A 25955-nucleotide genomic window follows, 5' to 3' on the forward strand; every position below is an offset into this window, starting at 1 on the left:
AAAAGGAGAAAAACAGCATGGCAAAGGAAAAGAAACTGGTAGAGTCGATCACCGCAAGAGACGAAGATTTCGCACAATGGTATACGGATGTGGTAAGAGAAGCAAAATTGTGTGATTATTCGGGTGTAAAAGGATGTTTAAATTATCTTCCGAACGGATATGCGATCTGGGAGAATATCCAGTCTAATCTGGATAAGAGGTTTAAAGAAACGGGCGTGGAGAACGTATATCTTCCGGTTTTGATCCCGGAGAGCCTGCTGCAGAAAGAAAAAGACCATATAGAAGGCTTTGCCCCAGAGGTGGCGTGGGTCACACATGGCGGAATGGAAGAACTGCAGGAACGATTCTGCATTCGTCCGACGTCGGAAACACTGTTCTGTGATGTGTGGAGCAAGACAGTGCAGTCTTATCGTGATCTTCCGAAAGTCTGGAATCAATGGTGTTCTGTCTTACGATGGGAAAAGACAACAAGACCTTTCTTACGTTCCAGAGAGTTTTTGTGGCAGGAAGGACATACGATCCATGCTACGTATGAAGAAGCAGAGGAGAGGACACTTCTGATGCGGGATATTTATAAAAATTTCGTGGAAGAAGATCTGGCTATCCCACTAGTTACAGGGAAAAAGACGCCTAGTGAAAAGTTCGCCGGCGCGCAGGATACGTATACGATAGAGGCGCTTATGCATGATGGAAAGGCACTGCAGTCAGGAACGAGTCATTTCTTTGGCAACGCATTTGCAGACGCTTTTGATATTAAATATTCTGATAAAAATAATGAACTTCACAGCGTGTATGAGACATCTTGGGGACTTTCTACCAGGATCATCGGTGCCATAATCATGGTACATGGGGATGACAGCGGTCTGGTGCTTCCTCCGCATATTGCGCCGGTACAGACAAGGGTTGTTCCGATCGCGCAGCATAAAGAAGGAGTCCTTGAAAAAGCAGAAGAACTACTGGCTAGTTTAAAGGCTGCAGGATATAGAGTTCAGATTGATAAGACAGAGAAGAGCCCGGGATGGAAATTCAGTGAGCAAGAAATGCTGGGGATCCCGACACGTATCGAGATCGGGCCAAAAGATATTGAACAGAAGCAGGTTGTTGTCGTGCGCCGTGACACAAGAGAAAAGATCGTCGTATCCATGGAGGAGATCAGCACACGGCTAACGGAGATCTTGGAGACGATCCAGAAGGATATGTACCAGAAAGCAAAGGCATTCTTGGATTCTCATATCCATACAGCACTGACCATGGAAGACATGGTAAAGACAGCACAAGAAGAAACCGGATTTATCAAAGCAATGTGGTGCGGAGACGAAGCTTGCGAGGAGGCGATCAAGGAGCAGACAGGCGGTGTGACTTCCCGCTGTATCCCGGAGAAAGAAGAACATCTTTCCGATGTGTGTGTCTGCTGTAAAAAACCGGCAAAACATATGGTGTATTGGGGTAAGGCATATTAATCATGGCATTTTATAATATGGTAAATATGCAGCTGATGATGTTTCTTCTGGTGGGGATAGGTTTTCTTGTCAGAAGAAAGAATATCGTCGGGAGTACAACAAGAAAAGAACTCGTTGACTTTTGTCTGTACGTGACACTGCCGTTTAACACGTTTCATTCTTTCCAGATAGAATGGGAGTGGACGATGCTGGCAAAGTTTGCAGAAGTACTGCTGCTTTCGATAGGATATAATATCCTGTCGATGGCAGTTAGTTTTTTTAGTTATAGGAAAACACGATCTGACAGGCAAAAGCCTCTTCGTTATGGTACGATCGTATCTAACGGCGGCTTCTTAGGGAACCCTGTAGTAGAAGGGGTCTATGGGATGCAAGGGCTTTTTTATGCGTCTGTCTTCATGCTGCCTATGCGGATCGTGATGTGGAGTGTTGGGATTTCCTGCTTTCTGCGGGACAAGATACGGCTCGGAGACGTGCTGAAAAAAGTGCTTACACATCCTTGTATTGTCGCCATTTATCTTGGGCTGGCTGTGATGGTTTCGGGAATAGACTTTCCGGTATTTCTGGATACTACGATCGAAGGCATCAGTGCCTGCAATACGCCGCTTAGTATGATGCTTGTAGGCATGATGCTGTGTGAGATGAAGCCGGAGGGAATCTGGGATAAGACCATGTTGTATTATGTATCTGTCCGTCTGATCGTTATACCGGCAATAGTATTTGCAGTCACTGCCTGGTTGCCTATTCCGGCGATTTTACGGGGGATCACGGTGCTTATATCCGGGATGCCAGCGCCGGTGACAACAGCGCTTTTATCTTCTAAATATAACGGAGACGAGACTTATGCGACGGGAATGATATTTGTTACGACCGTGCTTTCACTTTTCACATTACCGGTCTGGAGTTTGTTATTGGGATAAAAAAGTATAAAGCCCTTGACTTTTTGGGGAAAACGTAATAAACTAATTTAGCGTGCATGAAAATGCCGTTATTTTCGTGTGCGGAAAGGATAATAAAGATTATCCGCAGCCACTCTGAGGCATAAGCCCAGAGCAGATGAATGTATCATAGGAGGTGAAAAGAATGCCAACATTTAACCAGTTAGTTAGAAAAGGACGTCAGACTTCAGAAAAGAAATCTACAGCACCGGCACTTCAGAAAGGATACAACTCTCTGAAAAAGCGTGCGACAGACACATCTGCACCGCAGAAAAGAGGTGTATGTACTGCTGTTAAGACAGCGACACCTAAGAAGCCTAACTCAGCTCTGAGAAAGATCGCCAGAGTTCGTCTTTCTAATGGAATCGAAGTGACAAGCTATATCCCAGGTGAAGGTCACAACCTTCAGGAGCATAGCGTTGTTCTTATTCGTGGAGGAAGAGTAAAAGACCTGCCAGGTACAAGATACCATATCGTAAGAGGTACTCTGGATACAGCAGGTGTTGCAAAGAGAAGACAGGCTCGTTCCAAATACGGCGCTAAGAGACCAAAAGACGCAAAATAAAGATGTAACTAAAGTGTTAAATATCGTATCACAAACAGAACTATGATTATCGTAGCTTAACGGATAACATTTGTATCCGGTAAGTATACCCTGCTGTTTGACAAAGACAAGCAGGCATTGGTTGCGGATTTTAAGTGGAACACTTAAATAGATAGTCCCGCGGCCACGAGCACATGCTATGCGATTCCATAGAGAGACACATGTGAGTACCGATGAATTAATCCCGGCAAAGACCGGAAATAATGATTAAGGAGGGAAGGACCGTGCCACGTAAAGGACATACTCAAAAAAGAGATGTATTAGCAGATCCGATATACAACAATAAAGTGGTTACAAAACTGATCAACAATATCATGTTGGACGGTAAGAAAGGTGTAGCACAGAAGATTGTATACGGAGCGTTTGAAAGAGTAGAAGCAAAGGCTGAAAAGCCAGCCATCGAGGTGTTCGAGGAAGCAATGAACAATATCATGCCTGTACTGGAAGTTAAGGCAAGACGTATCGGTGGTGCAACTTATCAGGTGCCGATCGAAGTAAGAGCAGACAGAAGACAGGCTCTGGCACTTCGCTGGCTTACATTGTACTCCCGCAACAGAGGAGAAAAGACAATGGAAGAAAGATTGGCAAATGAAATTTTGGATGCCGCTAACAATACAGGCGCATCTGTAAAGAAGAAAGAAGATATGCATAAGATGGCGGAAGCAAACAAGGCGTTTGCTCACTATCGTTTCTAATAGGAGGAAAAAACCTTGGCTGGAAGAGATTATCCATTAGAGAGAACCAGAAATATTGGTATTATGGCTCATATCGATGCGGGTAAGACTACGACAACAGAACGTATTCTTTACTACACTGGTATCAACCATAAAATTGGTGATACTCATGAAGGTACTGCTACCATGGACTGGATGGCTCAGGAGCAGGAAAGAGGTATCACGATTACTTCAGCAGCTACAACATGTCATTGGACATTGCAGGAAAACTGCAAGCCAAAAGAAGGGGCCCTGGAGCACCGTATCAATATCATTGATACACCTGGACACGTTGACTTTACAGTTGAAGTAGAGCGTTCACTCCGCGTATTGGATGGTGCAGTAGGTGTATTTTGTGCCAAAGGTGGAGTAGAGCCTCAGTCAGAAAATGTATGGCGTCAGGCTGACACATACAATGTACCGAGAATGGCTTTCATCAATAAGATGGACATTTTAGGTGCGAACTTCTACGGTGCTGTAGAACAGATCAAAACAAGATTAGGAAAGAATGCCATCTGTATTCAGCTCCCGATCGGAAAAGAAGACGATTTCAAGGGTATTATCGACCTGTTTGAAATGAAAGCCTACATCTACAATGATGATAAGGGCGATGATATTTCTATCATTGACGTTCCGGAAGAGATGCAGGACGAAGCAGAATTATACCATACAGAGCTGGTAGAAAAAATCTGTGAGCTGGATGACGATTTAATGATGGCTTATCTGGAAGGAGAAGAACCTTCCACAGAAGAATTGAAAGCGGCGCTGAGAAAAGCAACTTGCGAGTGTACGGCAGTTCCGGTTTGCTGCGGAACAGCATACAGAAACAAGGGCGTTCAAAAGCTGCTGGATGCGGTTATTGAATATATGCCGTCACCAGTTGACGTACCGGCTATTCAGGGCGTTGACATGGACGGTAACGAAGTGGTGAGACATTCTTCTGATGAAGAGCCGTTCTCCGCACTGGCATTTAAGATCATGACAGACCCATTCGTAGGTAAGCTTGCTTACTTCCGTGTGTATTCAGGAACAATGAACTCCGGTTCTTACGTACTGAATGCTACAAAGGGCAAAAAAGAGCGTGTTGGACGTATCTTGCAGATGCACGCGAATAAGAGACAGGAACTTGACAAAGTATACTCAGGTGATATTGCGGCAGCGATCGGTTTTAAGTTCACAACAACAGGTGATACGATTTGTGATGAGCAGCACCCGGTAATTCTTGAGTCTATGGAGTTCCCGGAGCCGGTTATCGAGCTCGCCATCGAGCCAAAAACAAAAGCTTCACAGGGAAAACTCGGAGAGTCTCTTGCAAAACTTGCAGAAGAGGATCCAACATTCCGTGCTCATACAGATCAGGAAACTGGTCAGACGATCATCGCAGGTATGGGTGAACTTCATCTTGAGATCATCGTAGACAGACTTCTGCGTGAATTCAAAGTGGAGGCTAATGTAGGCGCGCCGCAGGTTGCTTACAAAGAGTCCATTACAAAGGCTGTAGATGTGGATAGTAAGTATGCAAAACAGTCTGGTGGACGTGGACAGTATGGACACTGTAAAGTGAAATTTGAACCTATGGATGTCAATGGGGAAGAGACATATAAGTTTGAATCTAGCGTAGTCGGAGGCGCGATTCCGAAGGAATATATCCCGGCAGTAGGAGAAGGTATTGAAGAAGCTATGAAATCAGGTCTTCTCGGCGGATTCCCGGTAGTAGGCGTGCATGCGACGGTATACGACGGTTCTTACCATGAAGTCGATTCCAGTGAGATGGCGTTCCATATCGCAGGTTCCCTTGCTTTCAAGGATGCCATGAAGAAAGGCACTCCGGTACTGCTTGAGCCTATCATGAAGGTAGAAGTAACAATGCCGGAAGAATATATGGGAGATGTTATCGGCGATATCAACTCTCGCCGTGGACGTATTGAAGGTATGGATGATCTGGGCGGCGGCAAGATCGTACGTGCGTACGTTCCGCTTTCCGAGATGTTCGGGTATTCTACAGATCTTCGTTCCAGAACACAGGGACGTGGTAACTACTCTATGTTCTTTGAAAAATATGAGCCGGTACCGAAGTCTGTACAGGAGAAAGTATTATCCAACAAAAATGCGTAAAATCCTAACAAAAGGGTTGAAAAACGGCTGGCTTTGAAATATAATCAAAGTTAGCCGAGTAAAAGCGAAAAAATAAGTAAAATACCCGTAATCGGGTGATATAATGAAGGAGGATATTCAAAATGGCAAAAGCTAAATTTGAAAGAACAAAACCACATGCTAATATTGGTACCATCGGCCACGTTGACCATGGTAAAACAACTCTGACAGCTGCTATTACAAAAACACTTGCTCACAGAGTAGATGGTAATGCAGCAGTTGATTTCGAGAACATCGACAAAGCTCCAGAAGAAAGAGAACGTGGAATTACAATTTCTACAGCTCACGTTGAGTATGAGACAGCAAAACGTCACTACGCACACGTTGACTGCCCAGGACATGCTGACTATGTAAAGAACATGATCACAGGTGCTGCACAGATGGATGGAGCTATCCTTGTTGTAGCTGCTACTGACGGTGTTATGGCTCAGACAAAAGAGCACATCCTTCTGTCCCGTCAGGTAGGTGTACCATATATCGTAGTATTCATGAACAAATGCGATATGGTAGATGATGAAGAACTGCTTGAATTAGTAGAAATGGAAATTCGTGAACTTCTGAACGAATATGAATTCCCGGGAGATGACACACCGATCATCCAGGGATCAGCTCTGAAAGCTCTGGAAGATCCAGACGGAGAATGGGGCGACAAGATCATGGAACTTATGGACGCTGTTGACGAGTGGATCCCAGACCCACAGCGTGATACAGACAAGCCGTTCCTGATGCCTGTAGAGGACGTATTCTCTATCACAGGACGTGGTACAGTTGCAACAGGTAGAGTAGAGCGTGGTACACTTCACGTATCTGATGAAGTTGAAATCATCGGTGTACATGAAGACGTTAGAAAGACAGTTGTAACAGGTATCGAAATGTTCCGTAAACTGCTCGATGAAGCACAGGCTGGTGACAACATTGGTGCTTTGCTTCGTGGTATTCAGAGAACAGAGATCGAAAGAGGACAGGTACTGATCAAACCAGGTACAGTAACATGCCATAAGAAATTTACATGCCAGGTTTACGTACTGACAAAAGATGAAGGTGGACGTCATACACCATTCTTCAATAACTATCGTCCACAGTTCTACTTCAGAACAACAGACGTAACAGGTGTTTGTGAACTGCCTGCAGGAATCGAAATGTGCATGCCTGGAGATAACGTAGAAATGACAGTTGAACTGATTCACCCAGTAGCTATGGAAGAGGGTCTTGGATTCGCTATCCGTGAAGGTGGACGTACAGTTGGATCAGGTAAGGTTGCTAAGATTATTGAATAATCTGCAGAAGATCTTATACTGAAACTGAATAATTGAGATCATAATAAGCAGCCGTTTTAAGTTTTATGACTTGAGACGGCTGCTTTTTTAGAAGGAGCAAAAGAATGGAGAAAATAAGAATACCAGATACGGAATTAGAACTTTCTCCGATCGGATTTGGGTGTGTGAATGCAGGGTTGAAGTGGGATAAAAAGGAAGCCGATTACCTCTTTGATGCTTTCCTGGATATGGGGGGAAACGTGTATGATACCGCAAGAGTCTATTCTGACTGGATACCGCCGGAGATTGGGAGGAGTGAAAGAGTGTTGGGAGACTGGATCGCCCGCAGTAAAAAGCGTGAGCAGATGATCGTCATTACGAAAGGCGGGCATCCTGATATGACTTGCAGTTCTCCTGACAGACATAAAAGCAGAGTTTCGAGAGAAGAAATGCGAAGGGATGTGGATTTGTCCTTAAAAACATTGCGTACAGACCATATTGATATTTACTTTTATCATAGAGATAATGAGTCGATCCCGGCAGAGGAACTGATCGAGACGATGGAAGGGTTTGTAAAAGAAGGAAAGATCCGTTACTATGCATGTTCTAATTGGACTACGAAGAGAATGGAGGCTGCCGACAAGTATTGCCGGGAAAAGGCGTATAGAGGCTTTGTATCGAATCAGGCGCTGTACAACGTAGGATATGCATATATGAAGCCATTGGCAGATGACACGATGCTTTCGATCGATACGCCTATGCAGAAGTATCATGAAAAAAACCCAAGAAATCTTGCTATGCCTTATATGGGAGTATGCGGCGGCTTTTTCAATAAGCTGTTGGAAGAAGGAGAACAGTCGGTAAAAGATTCTCCCTATTATACAGAAGGCAATGTGCGGATGGCCGGGCAAATCAAGCATATCATGGAAAAATATCAAGTGACAGCGACACAGGCAGTACTTGGATTTTTTACATGTCAAGAGTTTGCCTGCCTGCCGTTATATGGACCACGAGGTGTGGAAAGCCTACGGGAAGCCTGCAAAACATTTGATATCTCGTTTGCAAAGGAAGATTATGTGTTGGAATAAGATGAAGAAAGAGAAACGCCTGAAAAGGCAGGTCATAAAGGAGGATAAAAAAGATGAAGATAGGGATTGGAAATGATCATTCAGCGTTGGAATTAAAGGCAGAAATTATCAGTTTTTTGGAAGAAAAGGGACATGAGGTCGTTGATTTCGGGACAAACTCAACGGAAAGCTGCGACTATCCTAAATATGGAGAAATGGTTGCCCGTGCAGTTGCGGCAAAGGAAGTAGAGTTTGGAATCCTGATCTGCGGCACAGGACTTGGCATTTCCTTGGCAGCAAATAAAGTCAAAGGGATCCGCGCGGCAGTATGCAGCGAGCCATTTACGGCGAAAATGTCAAGAGCACACAATAATTGCAATATACTTGCATTTGGCGCAAGAGTGGTAGGGGCAGAGCTTGCCAAAATGATCGTGGATACCTGGCTGAATACAGAATTTGAAGGCGGACGTCATCAGAGAAGAGTAGATATGATCATGGATATTGAGAAGGAAGAGTAAAGAAAAAAATTAAAAAGACAAAAAAACAACAGGTATCGCATGCAGCAAAATATACTGGCTGCCGTGCGATACCTGTTGTTGTGTAGTGGACTAAGTATAGATAATACGAACCCCCAGATTGTGGTATTTTTTCTCTTCTTCTTTAGGAAGAACAGAATCGGTGATAATAGTATTGATCTCGCCTACACTGGCAATACGTGTAAAAGCAGTATGATTAAATTTGGAATGATCAGCCATACAGATCACCTCATCTGCTGCTGCCATGAAAGCTCGTTTTGTAGAACGGTCTCCATAATAAAAGATCATCAGTCCATTTTCGATGTCAATGGTGCTTATTCCGAGAAAAAGCTTATTTACCCGGTATTTTTTGATAAACTGGATGGAATCTTCTCCGTTGACAACAAAGGACTCGCCATCTCTCTTAAGGACGCCGCCAATGACGTACACGGTGACGTTTGGTTTATACATTAATTCATTGATAATGAGTATATCATTTGTCAGAACAGTGATCTTAAAATCTCCAAGCAGACGGGCTAATTCTAAGGAAGTACTTCCATCGTCTAATAGTATGATATCGTATTCTTTTAAAAGAGAAAAAGCTTTTTTGGCAATCTTTCTTTTCTCTTCGACATATTTTTCCCGGTGAGAATATATGGGAAAAGAAGCGGCCTTTTGTGTACATAAAATGGCCCCTCCATGTACTCTTTGTAAAACATTTGCCTTCTCCAGTTTTTTTAGATCCAGACGCACGGTTTTAGGAGTAACTTGAAGCAATTCGCTTAGCTGAATTACGCTGACTGTCTTTTCTTTCTGAAGAAGATCCATTATCCGTTCCAGACGTTCGTTTTGAATCATACTATAATTCTCCTTTACCCCTACTTATTTTTGTATATTGTATCATAGCTTTAAATAAAAAACAATAATTTGAAACCAAAAAGAACAATAAAAGTGATAAAATGCACATAAAATGTTTGATATATGTAATAAATATAGTGAAAATACATAAAAATATTGACTTGTAGGTTTGAAAATGGTATAAATAAAACATAAACGAACGTAAAGAAACCTATAAGGGAAAAAGGAGGAGGTAAGATGAATGGTTTTATTGACGAGGTGTGTACGCAGGGGAAATTATTTCCTGAAGTTTATGGCTTCTACTGTCAAGCAGGTGCAAAGAAGATCGAAGAGGTTGTCAACATATTTAAAGAGAAAGGAATGAAACGGATTATTCTTACGGGCATGGGAAGTTCGCTGTATGCAGTGGACTGTATACGGAGCTACCTGACAGAAAAAGGAATTCCGGCATTGTCATTTAGTTCTTTTGAACTGTCAAGATTTCAATTTCGACATATTGACAGTGAAACGATGATCATTGCAATCTCCCAGTCGGGAAATTCAGCAGAAGTAATAGAATTAGTAGAAAAAGCAAAAAAAGTAACGACAGTGGTAGGTATTTATAATAATGAAGGCAGTAAGTTGAGTACGCTTGCAGATATAAGTTTACCGATCCGTGCGGAAAAAGAAGTTTCCATCACAAATAAGACATATGAATTTACAATGCTGATTTTGAACATTTTGGCGCATCGGCTTGTGGGAGAAGACGATACTGTGTTTGAAAAGGAAATACAGCTGTGTGCTGACTGGATAAAAGACTGGGTAAAAAACTGGAGAGAAAATACAGAAGCAATGTATACGTTTGCCCAGGGGATACAACTTTTTGATCTGTTAGCGAATAATGCCTCCCTGGCGACAGCACGCCAGCTTTCTTTAGCATACAGAGAAGGGCTGCATAATTGTACAGCTGTCTGGGAATGTGCGGACTATGCCCACGGACAATATCATAGTGCAAAGCTAGGAGAGGTGTACCTTGCGCAGATGTTCTTTCCGACATTTGAAAAAGGGACAAAGGAAGAAAAGATGTTCCGCTTCATTCTAGAGCATGGAGGAAAGGTTATGCTGTATACTGCGTCAGATGTAGAGGCAGAAGAAGGCGTATTTGTCGTTAAACTTCCTAGGGTACGAGAATCTCTCATGCCACTTATCGAAAGTGTAGCTGCGGAAACAATGCTTGGAATGTTATTGGGGCCAGATTGGATCAAGGATCACTAAGGAGGGAGAAAAATTGATCATAGACGTGTCAAATATTATAGGGAAGCATAGATTCAAGTCAGAAATTACAGCGGAATCTTTATTAAAGGAAATGGACAGCGCGGGAATCGATAAAGCAGTCATCAATAGTTATGCAGAAAGTGAGGACAATGAGTCGGTATATCAAGCTATTACCTGTTATCCGGAAAGATTTATCGGACTCTATACAGTAAACCCCTGGAAGGATGACAGCCCTGCAAAATTAGAAGAAGCATTGCGGGATAAGGGGTTTAAAGGACTTTATATGAATCCGCTTCGCCATGGATATATGCTCTGTGAACATGAGGTATTTTATCCTCTATTAGATATATGCAGAAAATATCATGGAGTCGTGTGGTGCTATGGCGCTGCGGAAGTATTTTGCAGTCCGGTCTTTTTTGGACAAATCGCAGAGGATTATGAGGATGTAGATTTTATTATGGGGCGCATGGGGCTTCAGTATGACAATGCCAGTGCGGTGGAAGTGGCCAGAAAGCATAAAAATATATATTTGGAAACATCATCGAGCATGGATTTTAATACATATCGCGCGATGAAAACAGCTGGGATTGACCAAGTCCTTTTAGGAACAGGAACACCAGATGCAGGGTATTATGAATTGGAATTACTGAAAGTAAGGAAGGCAGCGAAGAAATTCGATAACGGAGAAGAAAAAGTGCTTTGGAAAAATGCGGCAAGGATTTTTAGAATGGGAGGAGGGGAATAAGATGATCATTGATATGCTGGCCCATATAGGCGTGAAAAAAGGAGAGGATTATAAAGTAGAATCTCTCTTGGAGATCATGGATCGATCCGGTGTGGATAAGTGCATGATCTGTTCGCAGTTAGAAACAGTAAATAACGAATATATTGATGAATGTTGCAGAAAGTATCCGGAACGTACGCTTGGTTTTGCAGTGATCAATCCTTGGGATATAGACGGAGAAGAACAGTTGGAAAAATGTTTTAAAGAGTATCATTTTTATGGATTGAAGCTCAATGCGATACGTTTTGGATATAGTGCAGATCGGCACAGTGTACTGGATCCGTATTTTGATCTGTGCAGGAAATATAAGAAATGTGTTGTGGCTCACGGACAGTCAGATATGTTCTCCATTCCAGATAAATGGGCGGAGATGGCGAAAAGTTATCCAGATGTCCCAGTCGTGTTGTACCACATAGGAGTTCCCATGATGTATGAGAGAGCCTGCGAACTGGCAAGGGATATTCCGAATTTTTATGTGAGTACATGTGGTTCTTATGTTCCTGTGATCAAAATGGCCTATGAGATAGCCGGGCCGGAAAAAGTTTTATATTCATCAGATGCGCCTTTTGGAGATGAGATACAAGAGATAGAGAAGATCCGATATATTTGTCAGAATCCAGAGCATTTAGAAATGATGCTGGGCGGCAATGCAGAGAAAATGCTGGGATTATAGGAAGGAACAGAAATGAATAAAAAAAGCATTATGTGGCAGTACATATTGGAAGAACCGAAAGTGTTGACGAGGGTGATGGAGTCGGAAAAAATTCGGCAATATGCCGTGAAGATAGGAAAAAAACTGGATTCTATCTACTTTGTAGCGCACGGCAGTTCTTATAATGCTGCGGTAGCAGTATCTGATTTTATGATGAAATACAGCGGGATACGGGTATATGTATATACACCGGCAAATTTTATGTATAATACTTCTGCGGTATGGAAAGAAGAACGGGATAAAACGTTAGTAGCGGCGATCAGTCAGACAGGTACCAGTTCTGGAGTGATAGATGCACTGCGTCTCGCCAGGGAAAGAGGAATCGCTACACTTGGCATTACAGATGCGGCAGAATCGATACTTACAAAAGAAGTGGATGATGTGCTGTTTTTAGCGTGTGCAGGAGAAAAAAGCAATGCAAAGACAAAAGGTTATAGTGCTACACTAGTACTGCTTCTTATGTTGGCGCTTGGAATTGGCAGAGAAAAAGGAAACATAGAAGATGCATTTGAAAAAGAGGTTATGCGGGAATTGCAGAAACAGATCAGTGAGATTCCGCAAACAGTAGAGCGGATCTGCAATTGGTGCGAAAAGAACATAGCTGCGAAAAAGCTGAAAGAGCTATATGTGCTGGGATATGGAATGAATTTCGGAACAGCATTGGAAGGACAGCTAAAATTGATGGAAACGATGTGTATCCCGACTATGTTTAACGATATTGTAGAATTTTCACACGGCATGCACCGCGCGATCAGAAAAGACAGCGCGATTTTCCTTCTGCAGACCGATCATCCGCTGAAGAAGCTGACAGAAGAGACCTTTGCGTATTTAGAAAGAGCAAGTGATCTTGTGGTCATGCTGGATGCGGGATCTGTACCAGCGGAAGGGGAAAACAGACTTTGTCTTTCGCACTATCCGCTTACACAATCGATTCTTGTTTTAACACTGGCAATGCAAGTATTTGCCGTATGGATACCGGAACAAGAGGGAAAAGACCCAAACAGAGATGCACATAATGATTTTACTGAAATCGTTCATACCCGCATGTAGCCCTGTGAGATAAAGTAAGAATGTATATGGGAGTTTCATTCGAAGGAGGGAAATATATGAAAACAAATAAATTTGAAGCAACGATGGATAAATTTAGTGGGTGGATAGAAAAATATATTGCGCCGCCCCTTGTGGCAATGGGAAATCAAAGGCATTTCGCGGCTATCCGCGCTGCATTGATCCGTACGATCCCGCTTATTATTATAGGTTCGCTTCCATTGATCCTAACAAGCCTGCCTGTAGAATCCTGGGCGAATGCAATGGCTCCTTTTGCCGACAAATTGAATGTACTTTATACGATGACAATGAATTTTATGACATTATACCTGGCTATTTCCCTTGGGGCAGAATTGTCCAGAATGTATGAAGAGTTGGATACGACGATCGTGAGTATTGTGACAGTGGCAGGTTATGTCATTACAGTAGCTCCGGTGAATCTGGAAAAAGGAACACTGGAAGTGGCAGGTTTTTCTGCGAAAGGGATGTTCACTCTGTTTATTGTAGCTATTGTTGTCGTGGAATTTATGCATTTTGCCTATAAGCATAATATCATCATTAAGCTGCCAAAATCAGTGCCGGAAGGTATTTCACAAAGTTTTGCGTCGCTTCTGCCTATGGCAATATTGCTGGTGTTTTTCTGGCTTTTAAGAGTTGTCCTTAAGTTTGATCTGAATTCGGTCTTAAATGCGATCGTATCTCCATTATTAGCAGTTACAGATACCTGGTACGCAGCATTTATCTGCGCTTTATTGCTGCAGCTGCTCTGGTTTGTAGGGATCCATGGAGGTTCCTTTACGGTATGGGGTGTTATGTATCCGTTTTTGTTGACGAATATTGCAGACAATGCAGCAGCTGTAGCGGCAGGGGAAGAAATGGCACACATTTTGACAGAGCCATTTATTTATAGCTGGACCATGATCGGAGGAACAGGAATGACTTTATCACTGATCGTCTTATGGCTGCGGTCAAGATCCTCGCATTTGCGGGAAGTGGCTAGACTTTCTCTTATTCCTGGCATCTTTTGTGTAAATGAGCCGGTTATGTTCGGTGTACCGATCGTGTTAAATCCATTGATGTTTGTACCATTTGTATTTTTAACCTCTTTGCTGGGAACCATGTATGGCTATGTTCTGACAGTTCTTGGATGGGTGAGTCCGGCATATGTACAGATCCCATGGACAACGCCGCCTCTTTTACAGCCATATCTTTCCACAGGCGGAGATTGGCGCAATGTAGTAGCACAGGCAATTTTAATTGTATTGATGGTGATTATCTGGTATCCGTTTGCCAAATTGTATGAAAAACGTTGTATTATAGAAGAACAGGAAACTTTAAAGCAAAAAGAATCATAAGCAATACACTGCAGGAGGGAAAACGATGAGAAAAATAAAAGCAGTTATTCTTTGTGCTTCCGCAATGTCATCCAGTATGATGGTAGAGGCGTTAAGAAAAGTAGCGGGTGGAAAGGAAATTGATCTGGATGTGAGCTGCTCGGCAAGTTTACGTTATCGCACATTTGATTTTGGAGGGATTGATATTGTGTTGATCGCGCCGCAGGTAAAAGGACAAATGAAAGCTATTCAGAAATTTGCCGCGGAGAAGGGATATCCAGATCTGCCGTTTATGCTGATTCCTATGCGTGAATACGGATTAGCTAAAGGAGAAGCTGTGCTGGATATGATGCTTGAAATGTTGGATAACTCCAAAGAAGAGTAGGAGGCAAGTGACATGAAAATGGAAATGGATGAATTAAATGATATATGCATGGAAATGATTGCTAATGCGGGAGAGGGGAGATCGAAAGTATTTGAGGCGCTGGACGAAATAAACGGAGAAAACTATGAGACGGCACAGAAGAAATTAGAAGAAGCACAGGAAATGCTCGCAGAAGCACATCGGATTCAGTTTGAAAAATTGATGAGTCCTCAAAATAACGGAGTAGAGATTCCTTTTTCTATGTTATTGCTGCATGCAATGGATATGACCATGGTATCGACATCGGAACATGATCTGCTGCAAAGCGTCGTAAATGCACGGCTTTCTGGAAAGGAATAAGAATATGCAACAGATAAAAGTAAAAATTAAATTTAAAGAAGGATTACATGCCCGTCCGGCGGTACAATTGATCAAATTGACAAAAGGATTTTTATCTGCCATTACGTTGGAAAAGGATGAAAAGATCGTATCGGCAGGCAGTATCATGGCTATTTTGGGGGCATGCATCGTCTATGGAGATGAAATCATTGTCCGGGCAGAGGGGGCAGATGAGGAAAAGGCGATCCAGGAATTAGAGAAGTATTTTTCTTAAGCGTACTGTTGATTTTTAAAATGACAGAGAATAAAAAGAGGATAGGCTTCCACCTGTTTGAACGGGGGAGTTCTATCCTCTTTGCCGTGCGCAGATAAAGGCGTTGTTTTTACGGGAGATCAGCGAGTATGTCTTCTAATACATCCTCTACAGAATCTGTGACATAATCGGCATAATAGGAAATGCCGGGCGCAGCATTGGACATAGCATAGCTGGTTCCTGCAAGCTGCAGCATTTCTACATCATTATATTGATCCCCGAATGCGACACATTCTTCAGGAGCAATGCCAAGTAAGTCGATCAGTTTTTGCAGCGCGCTTCCCTTGTTGGCGCCGGGGGCGATGAAGTCGATCCAGATATTACCGGAAGTGACAACATTGATTTCAGAACAGAACATATCTTTTAAATACTTCAGATATTTGTCTACAATGTGAGGACCGTCTATCATGTTGCAGATAGCAATCTTAAGTATAGGACCGTCGAGTTTTGTGACGTCATCGACAATTTGGGTGGTATTGCGCATCACATGGACGATATGATTTACAAAGTCTGGATTATTGTTTTCGATGAAACAGGCATCTTCACGAGAGACTGCTATCTCAAAGTGGTTTTCTTTTTTTACTTCCTGCATAATACGAAGAGCTAGGCTGTCTTCTATCGTACCGCGGGAAATGACCTGCCCATTATGGACACAGAGAGAGCCATTTTCACCGATATAAGAAATCTCATCTTTGATGGCGTCAAATAAACGACGCTCATTGTCATACTGTCTTCCGCTGGCAGCGATAAAATGAACTCCTCTGAGTGTTAATTCATGAATCAGTCTTACTGCACGGTCTGTAAGTTTTTGTGCTCCATTTTGCAAAAGCGTTCCATCTAAATCACTGGCGATTAATTTGATCATTACAACCTCCATTTACCTGTTTTTCTTATTATAGATGAAAAAAGTCGCCTTGTACAGCCTTGTTGGGCGTAGTTTTGTATGGTATGATAAGAGCGTTACGAGTGTTTACGTATCCTGTGACACGTGTCTTGCAGGTGGACGGACTTTGCCCGATAACGGGAAAAAATCCCGGCGAAAGCCGGTGAAAGGCGGCGATAAATATGAAGGAAAAACAATATGATGTAATCATCATTGGAGCAGGACCATCGGGGATTTTTTGCGCGTATGAGCTGAAGGAAAAATGCCCGGATATGAAAGTGCTGATGATAGAAAAGGGAAGAAATATCGAGGATAGACAGTGCCCCAAAAGAAAGACAAAGGTCTGTGTGGGCTGTAAGCCATGTTCCATAACCACAGGGTTTGCCGGTGCAGGAGCATTCTCAGATGGGAAACTGTCGCTTTCCCCGGATGTAGGGGGAACTCTTCCGGAGATACTAGGTTATGAAGAAGCAACGGAATTGATCCATGAGGCGGATGAGATTTATCTGAAATTCGGAGCGGATAAAAAAGTATACGGCATAGAGGATGAACAGGCGATAACAGAGATAAGGACAAAGGCGATCCGCGCGAATCTAAAGCTTATTGAATGTCCTATACGGCATTTGGGAACAGAGGAAGGTTATAAAATTTACACAAGACTGCAGAAACATCTGCTGGACGCAGGGGTAGAAATCCTATTTAGGACAATGGTAACCGATATTTTGATCGATGGTGATACGGCGAAAGGAGTCGTGACAGACAAAGGGGAAACATACTATGCGTCAGAAATCGTATCTGGTGTGGGAAGAGAAGGTTCAGAATGGTTTGCAAATTTATGTAAAGCGCATGATATAGAGACAAAGAACGGAACTGTTGACGTGGGAGTCCGCGTGGAAGTCAGAGACGAGATCATGAAAGAACTCAACGAGAAGCTGTATGAGGCAAAACTTGTCTATTATACACCTACCTTTGACGATAAGGTGCGCGTATTCTGTACGAATCCTTCCGGTGAAGTGGCGACGGAATATTATGAAAACGGGCTTGCAGTGGTAAACGGACATGCGTATAAATCGAAAGATATGAAAACGAACAATACGAATTTTGCGTTATTGGTCTCAAAAAATTTTACGGAACCCTTTAAATCTCCTATAGAATATGGGAAGCACATCGCCCAGTTGGGCAATATGCTCTGTGACGGGAAAATCCTTCTGCAGAGATACGGGGATTTCCGACGTGGCAGAAGAACGACAGAGGAAAGGCTGGTCAGAAATAATATCACACCTACATTAAAAGATGCGGTTCCGGGAGATCTTTCCCTGGTATTTCCGCACAGGATCATGGTGGCAATCGACGAGATGATCCAGGCGCTTGATAAGGTAACGCCCGGAATTGCCAGTGACGAGACGCTTCTTTACGGAGTAGAAGTAAAATTTTATTCTAATAAGGTGCTGGTAAATAAAGAATTTGAAACAAATATTCATGGACTGCGCGCGATGGGGGACGGAGCTTCTATCACCAGGGGCTTACAGCAGGCGTCTGCAAACGGTCTGAAGGTAGCCAGAGCGATTATAGAAAAAAGAAATAAAAGTTAATAAAAAAGAAATAGTTGTAACTTTTCTGTAAGAAGTATATAATAAAAACAGTTGTTTGCCGGAAGCGGCAGGATATTGGCAGGAGCGGATATTTTTGTCTGCAAAGGCGCATAGATATTTACAGATTAAAGAAGATAAGAGGAAAACAAAATGGGCAAATATTTTGGAACAGACGGCTTCAGAGGAGAAGCAAACGTAGGATTGACAGTAGAACATGCCTTTAAGGTGGGACGTTACCTTGGCTGGTATTTTGGACAGGAGCATAAGGCGAGAGTTGTGATCGGCAAGGATACAAGAAGAAGCAGCTATATGTTTGAGTATGCTCTGGCAGCAGGTCTGACCGCGTCAGGAGCAGACGCATATCTTCTGCATGTTACGACGACGCCAAGCGTTTCCTATGTGGTAAGATCTGAAGATTTTGACTGCGGAGTGATGATATCGGCAAGCCATAATCCATTTTATGATAACGGGATCAAGGTGATCAACCGGATGGGACATAAGATGGAGGCTGAAGTAGAAGAACAGATAGAGGCGTATATTGACGGCGAAGGGGAAGAACTTCCGCTGGCAACGAAGGAAAAGATTGGACGTACGATCGATTACGCAGCAGGAAGAAACCGTTATATTGGGTATCTGATCTCTCTTGCGACCCGCTCTTTTAAAGATATGAGGATAGGCTTGGACTGTGCAAATGGAAGTTCCTTTAGTATTGCAAAGAGTGTATTTGATGCATTGGGAGCAAAAACTTATGTGATCAACAATGATCCAGATGGAACAAATATCAATACAAACTGTGGTTCTACCCATATAGAAGTCCTGCAGGCATTTGTAAAAGAGAAAAAACTAGACGTTGGATTTGCCTATGACGGAGACGCGGACAGATGTATCGCAGTGGATGAAAATGGAAATGTGGTAGATGGAGATAAGGTCCTCTATGTCTGTGGAAAGTATTTAATGGAACAGGGACGCTTGGCAGGAGATACGATCGTTACAACCGTTATGTCAAATTTAGGATTGTATAAGGCTTGTGATAAGATCGGTATGAAGTATGAGCAGACGGCAGTCGGCGATAAATATGTATATGAAAATATGCTCAAGAATGGGTTTGTTTTAGGCGGCGAACAGTCCGGGCATATTATTTTCAGTAAACATGCCAGGACAGGAGACGGTATCCTGACTTCTTTGATGATCATGGAAGTGATCATGGAGAAAAAGCAGTCCCTTGCTAAATTGTGTGAGGAAGTGAAGATCTATCCGCAGCTTTTGAAAAATGTACGTGTGACGGACAAAAAGACGGCGCGGGAGAATCCGGCGGTGCAAAAGGCAGTAGAAGATGTATCTGCCGCATTGGGAAGCGAAGGAAGGATCCTTGTAAGAGAAAGCGGAACTGAACCGGTGATCCGTGTCATGGTAGAAGCTGCTTCAGACGAGATTTGTGAGAAGTATGTAGAACAAGTCGTGAAAGTCATAGAAGAACAAGGTCTGACGGCGTAAAAGAGATATAAGGAAAAGAAAAGCAGGAGCGTATAGCTTTATTCGGTTATACAAGCTTCTGCTTTTTTGCGCTGTAAAGAAAAAGAGAGGGGACAAATATATTTGGTTTCGTGCAAAATATATAGAAATTGATTGACATATATAAAAGTGCATGTTAATATATACCATATAAATGGTATAAAAATATTAAGACATATATATACAGGTATAAAAAATATTTAAAATATATATAATGGAATAAAATATAGATCAGTTATATAAGAAAGAGATGAATTGTGATGAAATATGGGATTAGCCCGCTTTATCAGGTAATGGAACAGATAGAGTGTTATATATTAGAAAAAGGTTTAAAAAGCCACGATAAATTTCCGGGTGAAAGGAGATTGTGCGAGGAGTTTGACTGCAATAGGGTGACTCTGCGCAATGCCTTTGAATGCTTGGAAAATGCCGGAAAAACATATAGCATACGAGGAATGGGAAACTATGTGGCAGAACAGAAAATAGAAATTTGTCTTACAGGGTATGATTCCTTTTACCAACATCTTATGAAATTAGGGCAAAATCCATCTTTGGAGATTCTATCTGTAAAAAAGGAAGAAGTCTCGCAGAAGATTGCAAAACAGCTTTCAGTTATACCGGGAAGTTCCGTGTGGGAGACAAAGACGATCGTATTGCTTAACGATATACCAGTTGTATTTGAGACCAACTGGATATGTGCAGAGGAACATCCAAAGATCGTAAGAGAGGATTTGGAAAAGAAAGAGATATATGAAGTTTATAGGGCGCAATACCACAAGGACTTAGAATATGGAAGTGAGATGATCGGAATTACCAGTGCGCAGACCGAAGAGGCGGAATATCTGGAAGTAAATGACAATGCCCCTTTGTTTTTCATACAGAAGATAGGAAGTACACAAGAGACGCCGGTCATTTATTCGCAGGCAGTGGTAAGGCCGGATAAGATACAGTTTGTCAGTGTTTTGAAATAGGAAGTGAGAAGAAAAGTGGAAGAAAAAGTAAAGCAGATCAATAATCAGTCCCCCATACATATACAGGTCAGAGAGCAGATCCGGGAACAGATAGAGGAAGGTATCTACCAGCCGGGAGATGAGATGCCGTCGGAAATACAACTTGCAAAGGAGTATGGCATCAATCGTCTTACAGTTCACAATGCGATCACTGCGCTGGTGAATGAAGGACTGGTAAAGCGGATACAAGGGAAAGGTTTGTTTGTAGCAGGAAAATTAAAAGAAAGAAATTTAGGAGAACTTGGCGGTTTTACGCAGACTGTAAGAAAAGAAGAGGCATTCCCCGGACGAAAACTTTTGTTTCGGGAGGTGCGTCCTGCCGGTATCAAATACGCACGTCTCCTTGATATCGGCGAGGAAGAAGAGATCATTTATCTGCGCAGATTGTTTTTGACGAACAATGAACCCTATTCAATCGAAGAGACATATATTCCTTTTGCAGTCTGCCCGGAATTAGAAAAAGTAGATATGACAGTTTTTTCTCTGTATGAGACATTGGAGTTTCATGGAGTGATTCCGAAAAAGGCCAAGCAGAGCCTGTCTGTCACCATGCCGGCTGCGAAAGAAGCCAGACTTCTGAAAATAGGGCCAGATACGCCGGTGCTTTTGTTTGAATATACAAGTTATGATGAAAATGGAAAAAAAATAGAGTTTAATCGTTCTTATACAAGAAGCGACCGAAACAGACTGGTCGTGCATTATAAACCAACAGTGTGAAAATACCTGTCACAAGGGGAATCATGTTTATTTTCAAAAGAAAGTGGGAAAAAACAAAAGAAAGGAGGCACAGTTTAATAGTCCAACACCAGAAGACTTCTAATTGAAAACATACGACGCCAATCATTTGTTTTAAAGATAGTCTTCCGGTGGGATATTTCACAAAACACGGTTCTGAAAAGATCGTGTTCTGCTACTTTCTGCCTAAAAAGAAGATAAACATATCCATATAGTTACAGATGTACTAAGAAAATACATCGCTTATATTATACTAGGAGGATATGAATATGTCAAATCAGTTAAAACGAAAACTGGGATTATGGGCAACGATCGGGGTATCCATCGGTACGACGATCGGAGCCGGTATTTTTACTTCGATCAGCGAGGTGGCAGGAGCATCTGGCTCCGCACTGTATACGATCCTCGCATTCGCGATAGGCGGACTGATCATTATACCGCAGAATCTGATCTATGCAGAACTTGCAACTGCATATCCGGAAGATGGCGGTCATTATGTATATGTGAAACATGCAGGATGGAAGAAATTAGCGTTTTTGACCGGATGGGCGACCTTTTGGGCAAATGACCCGCCGGGAATTGCAGTGGTGGCATTGGCAACCGCACAATATGCAGCCTTTTTGGTGCCGATGAATGGACTGGCTGTAAAACTGGTCGCAGTGGCAGTTATCTTACTCTTTATGCTGATGCATGTGCGCTCCGTAGAAGCAGGAAGCAGAATGAATACGATCCTGACATTTGTTAAGATTTTGCCGTTTATCATCATCATTGGATGTGGTATTTTCTTCCTGAAAGGAGAGCTGATCACCGAACCGGCTGTAGCAGGCGCACCTGTCGGTATTATGGCTCTGCTGGCAGGAGTTTCAGCTACGACCTGGTCGTATGATGGAATGAGTGCATGCTGTTATATGACAGGAGAGATCAAAGATCCGAAAAAGACGATGCCAAGAGCTTTGATCGGATCTGTTTTGATCATCATCGTGCTGTATGTACTTTTGACAACGGTGATCACAGGCATTATACCTTTTGAGAAACTGGTGGAATCCACGGCTCCGCTGGCAGATGCAGCAGCAGGTCTTCCTTTGATCGGAGATTTTGCGGGAAGCTTTATAGCGATCGCGGGTATCATCGTGGTACTGGGAGCGACTTCTTCTGTTATCATGTTCCAGCCCAGACTGGAATATGCCATGGCAAAAGATGGTCTGTTCTTTAAAAGCTTTGGGAAAGTACATCCAAAATACAACACACCTTATTTCTCTATCATCGTACAATGTATGCTGGCGATATTGATGGTCTTTGCTTCTAATATTTCAGATCTTCTGGGATACTTTACGGTCGTTTTATTACTGAAAAATACGATGGCCTTTGTTACGATTTTTGTACATCGTAAGAAAGCAGACTATAATCCGTTATGGAAGGCTCCAGCTTGGAGATTTATGGCAGTCATTTCTATCCTGACGAGCCTGATCCTAGTAGTGTCCACATTTATGTGGTCTGCGCTGCAGAGTATCATTGCTGCTGTGATCGTTGTAGTGACCGGAATGCCTGCATACTATATCTGGACAAAAGCAAAAGAGAAAAACAGGGAGGCAGAGCAGGATGAGTAAAGATATAAAAGAAACATTTGGTACAGAAAAGCCAATCATCGGTATGCTGCACTTAAAAGGAGACAGTGACAAAGAAATACTTGACACAGCGGATAAAGAACTGAAACTTCTGCTGGAAAACGGTGCAGACTGTGTTTTGGTAGAGAATTATTTCGGCACTGTGCAGCAGGCAGAAATGGTTTTGAAATATGTCAGTGAAACATATCCAGATATTTGTTATGGGATCAATCTCCTTCACGATGACGCGCTTGGATTTGAACTGGCAGAAAAATACCATGCGAAGTTTATACAGCTGGATTCTGTTTCGGGACATTTATGCCCGGAAGAGGACGAAAAGTTTGGACGATTTATGACTGAGGCAAGGAAGAAGAGTACAGCTTTTGTGCTTGGAGGCGTAAGATTTAAATATCAGCCATATAGATCCGGACGTCGTCTGGATGAGGATCTGGCGATTGGAATGAAGCGATGTGATGCGATCGTGGTGACGGGAGATGCCACAGGACAGGAAACAAATTTGTCAAAGATCCGTACATTTCGCAGTATGATAGGAGAGTTTCCGCTGTTCGTAGGTGCGGGCATGACTCCCGGGAATGTTGCGGATCAGATGGAAATTGCAGACGGGGCGATCGTGGGAAGCTATTTTAAAGATACATATAAAGATACAGGTGATATATGCGCAGATCATGTGAAAGAATTTATGGATGAAGTAAAGGAAGCACGGAACAATTCTTTTCAAAAAGATATGCCAAAGATAAAAAATATAAGAGAATATTCCACTTATAAAGAGGAACTCTTTGCAGAAGAGACAGATCTTTCGGAATTTGTACAAAAAAATGCTCTTTCCGGAATGGAAGTGTTCATGGACGATGTGATTTCCAGAGATCAGATGCTGTATACAGATGAGGCAGGAAAAGACGCTGTAGTAGAACAGTTGAGAGAAAAAGAAGTGAAAAGGATCCATTGTTCTTATTGGGCTTATCCGACCAGTTTTCTTACAAAGAATAATTTTACAGAGTTGGTGAAGCGGTTTGGAAGTCTGGATGCAGTGAAGGCATATTACGGAGATCTGACAGGGGAGCACATGTACGAAAGATGGCTGCAGGAGTATGAGACAGCGAGTGCGTTAAATGCGCAGGCGTATACATTTCACCTGATCGATTATGCGCCGATCGACGGAAAATGGGAATTTACGATTCCAAGAGAAGAGATTTCCCAGGCAATGATCTATATGATCCAGGAACTCATAAATCGCTTGTTGGAGAGCGGACTTATGACGGAAAACTCTCCGCAGATAGAAGTGGAGAATGCAGGATGGGGATTAGAATACGGACTGCAGACAGCAGAAGATTTTGCGAAAATGTTCCATCAGTTATATGATCCATTTGATAAAGTGAGGATTGGATGGGATATCAATCATCTGCTTCATGCAATCGGTTTTTCCGAGAAAGAGCAGCGTGCGGAATTTTTCCTGACCTATCCGGAAATGACGGAAGAAATGAGGGGGCTGGAGGATAAATATGGAAATATCCAGCAAGTGTTTGCGCAAAAATGGCTGGAGAAAAATCTCTTTAACAGAAGTATCATCGACAAGATTGGCTCTATCCATCTGTCAGACTGTAAGATGAAGACAACAGCATATTTTAAAAATGGAATCCTGATCGGCAAATATAATGAGGTTATGCAAAGTATGGAAAATTGGGAGGATATGGAAGAATACGGAGTGGGGATCGTCCTGAAAGAATACGATTCACATGAGATCCTCTCAGAAGGTATTTTAAGCGGAGTGATCATAAGAACTTTGCTGGCAAGACTGCAGGAGATCAATCCGGACCTTGTAATCTTGCATGAATTAAAGAACAGCAAGGCGCAGATCCAGGCGTTGAAAAAACAAAGAGCTGAGTTGCGGGCAGATGAAGAGGAGGAAGAAGGATGAAATATATCGTAGCAGGTCCTACCATCGTCAATGATATAGTGTTTGCAGACGGCAGTAAAAGTACGGGTCATCTGGGCGGTTCTATCTATTGTGTAGAGGGCGTCAAGATCTGGGAGGATGACTGTCTGTACATATCTAATGTAGGAAATGATTTTGAAAACTTTTATGGAGAATGGATGGAAAAAAACGGATGTTCTCTTGCAGGCCTGCAGTACATTCTGCCTCATACACAGTATACAGAGCTTATATACGGAACGGAAGGGCTCCATTCAGAGGCTTCTATATATGGCGAACAAGAAGAAAAGGAAGTAGAAAAATTAGATATTATTTCAGCAGGAGTGATCGCCTCTTATTGTGATGACAAGACAAAAGGAATTTATATTGAAGCTTCAGAGACAAGCGGATTCTGGGAAGAATTGGGGCTGGTGCGCAGTCAAACACAGGCGAAGATCATGTGGGAGATCCCAACTTCAGCGGCTATGACAGAAAACCGTCATGAGAAGGTACTGGAATGTATAAAAAAGACGGATATGTATTCGATCAATTATCCGGAAGCAAGATCTCTTTTCCATGTCGAGACAGAAGAGGAAGCCGTGCAGAAAATAAAAGAATTAAAAGTCCCCTGCTTCTTCCGGGTCGGCAGTAAAGGTTCTTATATGATCGCAGAAGGAAAAGCAGAATTTGCGGCAAGTCTGACAGTCGGACAGATCGTAGACCCGACCGGCTGTGGCAACTGTTCTACGGCAGCGGCTATGTATGGCTGGTGTGAAGGAAATTCTCTGTACCAGACCGCCGTGATGGCGAATATCTCTGCAGCGTATAACTTACTGCAGTACGGTCCACATCCCGCTATTACAAAAGAGGTGCAAGGACAGGCAAAGGCACTTCTAAAAGAAAAAATGCAGCAGAAATAGAGAAAAGATCAGAACTATCCCCTCCATGCCTTTCGGTATGCGAGGGGTGTTGTTTCGTTA

25 protein-coding genes are annotated in these 25955 nt (G+C 42.7%); 23 read left to right on the plus strand and 2 right to left on the minus strand.

Annotated elements, in window-relative coordinates:
- The first annotated feature begins 17 nt into the window (after positions 1-17).
- The 8 genes from proS (at position 18) to rpiB (ending at position 8707) form a co-directional block, all read left to right on the plus strand.
- Positions 18-1460 (plus strand): proline--tRNA ligase, encoded by a 1443-nt coding sequence (proS, locus tag BN3282_RS03645; protein WP_059066748.1) that lies wholly within the window; start codon positions 18-20, stop codon positions 1458-1460.
- A gap of 2 nt (positions 1461-1462) precedes the next feature.
- A complete protein-coding gene (locus BN3282_RS03650) occupies positions 1463-2377 on the plus strand; it encodes an AEC family transporter (protein ID WP_059066749.1) in 915 nt (304 codons plus the stop codon).
- 163 nt (positions 2378-2540) lie between these two features.
- Complete coding sequence (gene rpsL, locus BN3282_RS03655) at positions 2541-2960, plus strand: 30S ribosomal protein S12 (RefSeq protein WP_059066750.1); 420 nt, start codon at positions 2541-2543, stop codon at positions 2958-2960.
- 263 nt (positions 2961-3223) lie between these two features.
- Entirely contained in the window at positions 3224-3694 is a 471-nt protein-coding gene (rpsG, locus tag BN3282_RS03660) for a 30S ribosomal protein S7 (RefSeq protein WP_059066751.1), read from the plus strand.
- Positions 3695-3709: 15 nt separating this feature from the next.
- Positions 3710-5827 (plus strand): elongation factor G, encoded by a 2118-nt coding sequence (gene fusA / locus BN3282_RS03665; protein ID WP_059066752.1) that lies wholly within the window; start codon positions 3710-3712, stop codon positions 5825-5827.
- Between the two features lie 122 nt (positions 5828-5949).
- Positions 5950-7143, plus strand: coding sequence for an elongation factor Tu (gene tuf, locus BN3282_RS03670; RefSeq protein ID WP_059066753.1), 1194 nt, complete (start codon positions 5950-5952; stop codon positions 7141-7143).
- Positions 7144-7247: 104 nt separating this feature from the next.
- Complete coding sequence (locus tag BN3282_RS03675; protein ID WP_059066754.1) at positions 7248-8210, plus strand: aldo/keto reductase; 963 nt, start codon at positions 7248-7250, stop codon at positions 8208-8210.
- 53 nt (positions 8211-8263) lie between these two features.
- Positions 8264-8707, plus strand: coding sequence for a ribose 5-phosphate isomerase B (rpiB, locus tag BN3282_RS03680; protein ID WP_059066755.1), 444 nt, complete (start codon positions 8264-8266; stop codon positions 8705-8707).
- Positions 8708-8797: 90 nt separating this feature from the next.
- Here the strand turns inward: rpiB and BN3282_RS03685 are convergent, their stop codons facing one another.
- Positions 8798-9562 carry a DeoR/GlpR family DNA-binding transcription regulator gene (locus tag BN3282_RS03685; protein WP_059066756.1) on the minus strand — a complete coding sequence of 255 codons (765 nt, stop codon included), beginning with the start codon at positions 9560-9562 and terminating at the stop codon, positions 8798-8800.
- 237 nt (positions 9563-9799) lie between these two features.
- Here BN3282_RS03685 and BN3282_RS03690 point away from each other — a divergent pair, with 237 nt between their 5' ends.
- Genes BN3282_RS03690 through BN3282_RS03725 form a run of 8 tightly spaced genes read left to right on the plus strand, consistent with a single transcriptional unit; the run spans position 9800 to position 15670 of the window.
- The gene (locus BN3282_RS03690) at positions 9800-10816 is read left to right on the plus strand and encodes an SIS domain-containing protein (protein WP_059066757.1); all 1017 of its coding nucleotides are present in this window, start codon (positions 9800-9802) and stop codon (positions 10814-10816) included.
- 13 nt (positions 10817-10829) lie between these two features.
- Positions 10830-11561, plus strand: coding sequence for an amidohydrolase family protein (locus BN3282_RS03695; protein WP_059066758.1), 732 nt, complete (start codon positions 10830-10832; stop codon positions 11559-11561).
- A 1-nt stretch (position 11562) separates the two neighbouring features.
- Positions 11563-12273: an amidohydrolase family protein gene (locus tag BN3282_RS03700; protein ID WP_059066759.1), complete on the plus strand. Its 711-nt coding sequence runs from the start codon at positions 11563-11565 to the stop codon at positions 12271-12273.
- Between the two features lie 12 nt (positions 12274-12285).
- Positions 12286-13362, plus strand: coding sequence for an SIS domain-containing protein (locus tag BN3282_RS03705; protein WP_059066760.1), 1077 nt, complete (start codon positions 12286-12288; stop codon positions 13360-13362).
- A gap of 56 nt (positions 13363-13418) precedes the next feature.
- Positions 13419-14714: a PTS sugar transporter subunit IIC gene (locus tag BN3282_RS03710; protein ID WP_059066761.1), complete on the plus strand. Its 1296-nt coding sequence runs from the start codon at positions 13419-13421 to the stop codon at positions 14712-14714.
- Between the two features lie 25 nt (positions 14715-14739).
- On the plus strand, positions 14740-15078 hold the full coding sequence (locus BN3282_RS03715; protein ID WP_059066762.1) for a PTS sugar transporter subunit IIB: 339 nt from the start codon (positions 14740-14742) through the stop codon (positions 15076-15078).
- A 12-nt stretch (positions 15079-15090) separates the two neighbouring features.
- Complete coding sequence (locus BN3282_RS03720; RefSeq protein ID WP_059066763.1) at positions 15091-15417, plus strand: PTS sugar transporter subunit IIA; 327 nt, start codon at positions 15091-15093, stop codon at positions 15415-15417.
- Between the two features lie 4 nt (positions 15418-15421).
- Positions 15422-15670 carry an HPr family phosphocarrier protein gene (locus tag BN3282_RS03725; RefSeq protein WP_059066764.1) on the plus strand — a complete coding sequence of 83 codons (249 nt, stop codon included), beginning with the start codon at positions 15422-15424 and terminating at the stop codon, positions 15668-15670.
- 109 nt (positions 15671-15779) lie between these two features.
- Here BN3282_RS03725 and BN3282_RS03730 read toward each other — a convergent pair whose 3' ends face one another.
- A complete protein-coding gene (locus BN3282_RS03730) occupies positions 15780-16574 on the minus strand; it encodes an HAD family hydrolase (RefSeq protein WP_059066765.1) in 795 nt (264 codons plus the stop codon).
- 200 nt (positions 16575-16774) lie between these two features.
- On the opposite strand from BN3282_RS03730, the gene BN3282_RS03735 reads away from it, so the two are divergent.
- The 7 genes from BN3282_RS03735 (at position 16775) to BN3282_RS03765 (ending at position 25895) form a co-directional block, all read left to right on the plus strand.
- A complete protein-coding gene (locus BN3282_RS03735; protein WP_059066766.1) occupies positions 16775-18184 on the plus strand; it encodes an NAD(P)/FAD-dependent oxidoreductase in 1410 nt (469 codons plus the stop codon).
- Positions 18185-18334: 150 nt separating this feature from the next.
- Positions 18335-19678 carry a phosphoglucosamine mutase gene (gene glmM / locus BN3282_RS03740; RefSeq protein WP_059066767.1) on the plus strand — a complete coding sequence of 448 codons (1344 nt, stop codon included), beginning with the start codon at positions 18335-18337 and terminating at the stop codon, positions 19676-19678.
- Between the two features lie 278 nt (positions 19679-19956).
- Positions 19957-20667, plus strand: a complete 711-nt coding sequence (locus tag BN3282_RS03745; RefSeq protein ID WP_059066768.1) for a GntR family transcriptional regulator — start codon at positions 19957-19959, stop codon at positions 20665-20667.
- Between the two features lie 15 nt (positions 20668-20682).
- On the plus strand, positions 20683-21423 hold the full coding sequence (locus BN3282_RS03750) for a GntR family transcriptional regulator (protein ID WP_059066769.1): 741 nt from the start codon (positions 20683-20685) through the stop codon (positions 21421-21423).
- 287 nt (positions 21424-21710) lie between these two features.
- Positions 21711-23048 (plus strand): amino acid permease, encoded by a 1338-nt coding sequence (locus BN3282_RS03755; protein WP_059066770.1) that lies wholly within the window; start codon positions 21711-21713, stop codon positions 23046-23048.
- Positions 23041-24981 (plus strand): BtpA/SgcQ family protein, encoded by a 1941-nt coding sequence (locus BN3282_RS14565; protein ID WP_082667452.1) that lies wholly within the window; start codon positions 23041-23043, stop codon positions 24979-24981. The genes BN3282_RS03755 and BN3282_RS14565 overlap by 8 nt, the downstream gene beginning before the upstream one ends.
- On the plus strand, positions 24978-25895 hold the full coding sequence (locus BN3282_RS03765; RefSeq protein WP_059066771.1) for a carbohydrate kinase family protein: 918 nt from the start codon (positions 24978-24980) through the stop codon (positions 25893-25895). Before BN3282_RS14565 ends, BN3282_RS03765 begins: the two co-directional genes overlap by 4 nt.
- Positions 25896-25955: the final 60 nt, after the last annotated feature.

Origin of the sequence: Mediterraneibacter massiliensis, assembly GCF_001487105.1 — a bacterium.
In the GTDB taxonomy this organism is placed as follows: Bacteria; Bacillota; Clostridia; order Lachnospirales; family Lachnospiraceae; genus Mediterraneibacter; species Mediterraneibacter massiliensis.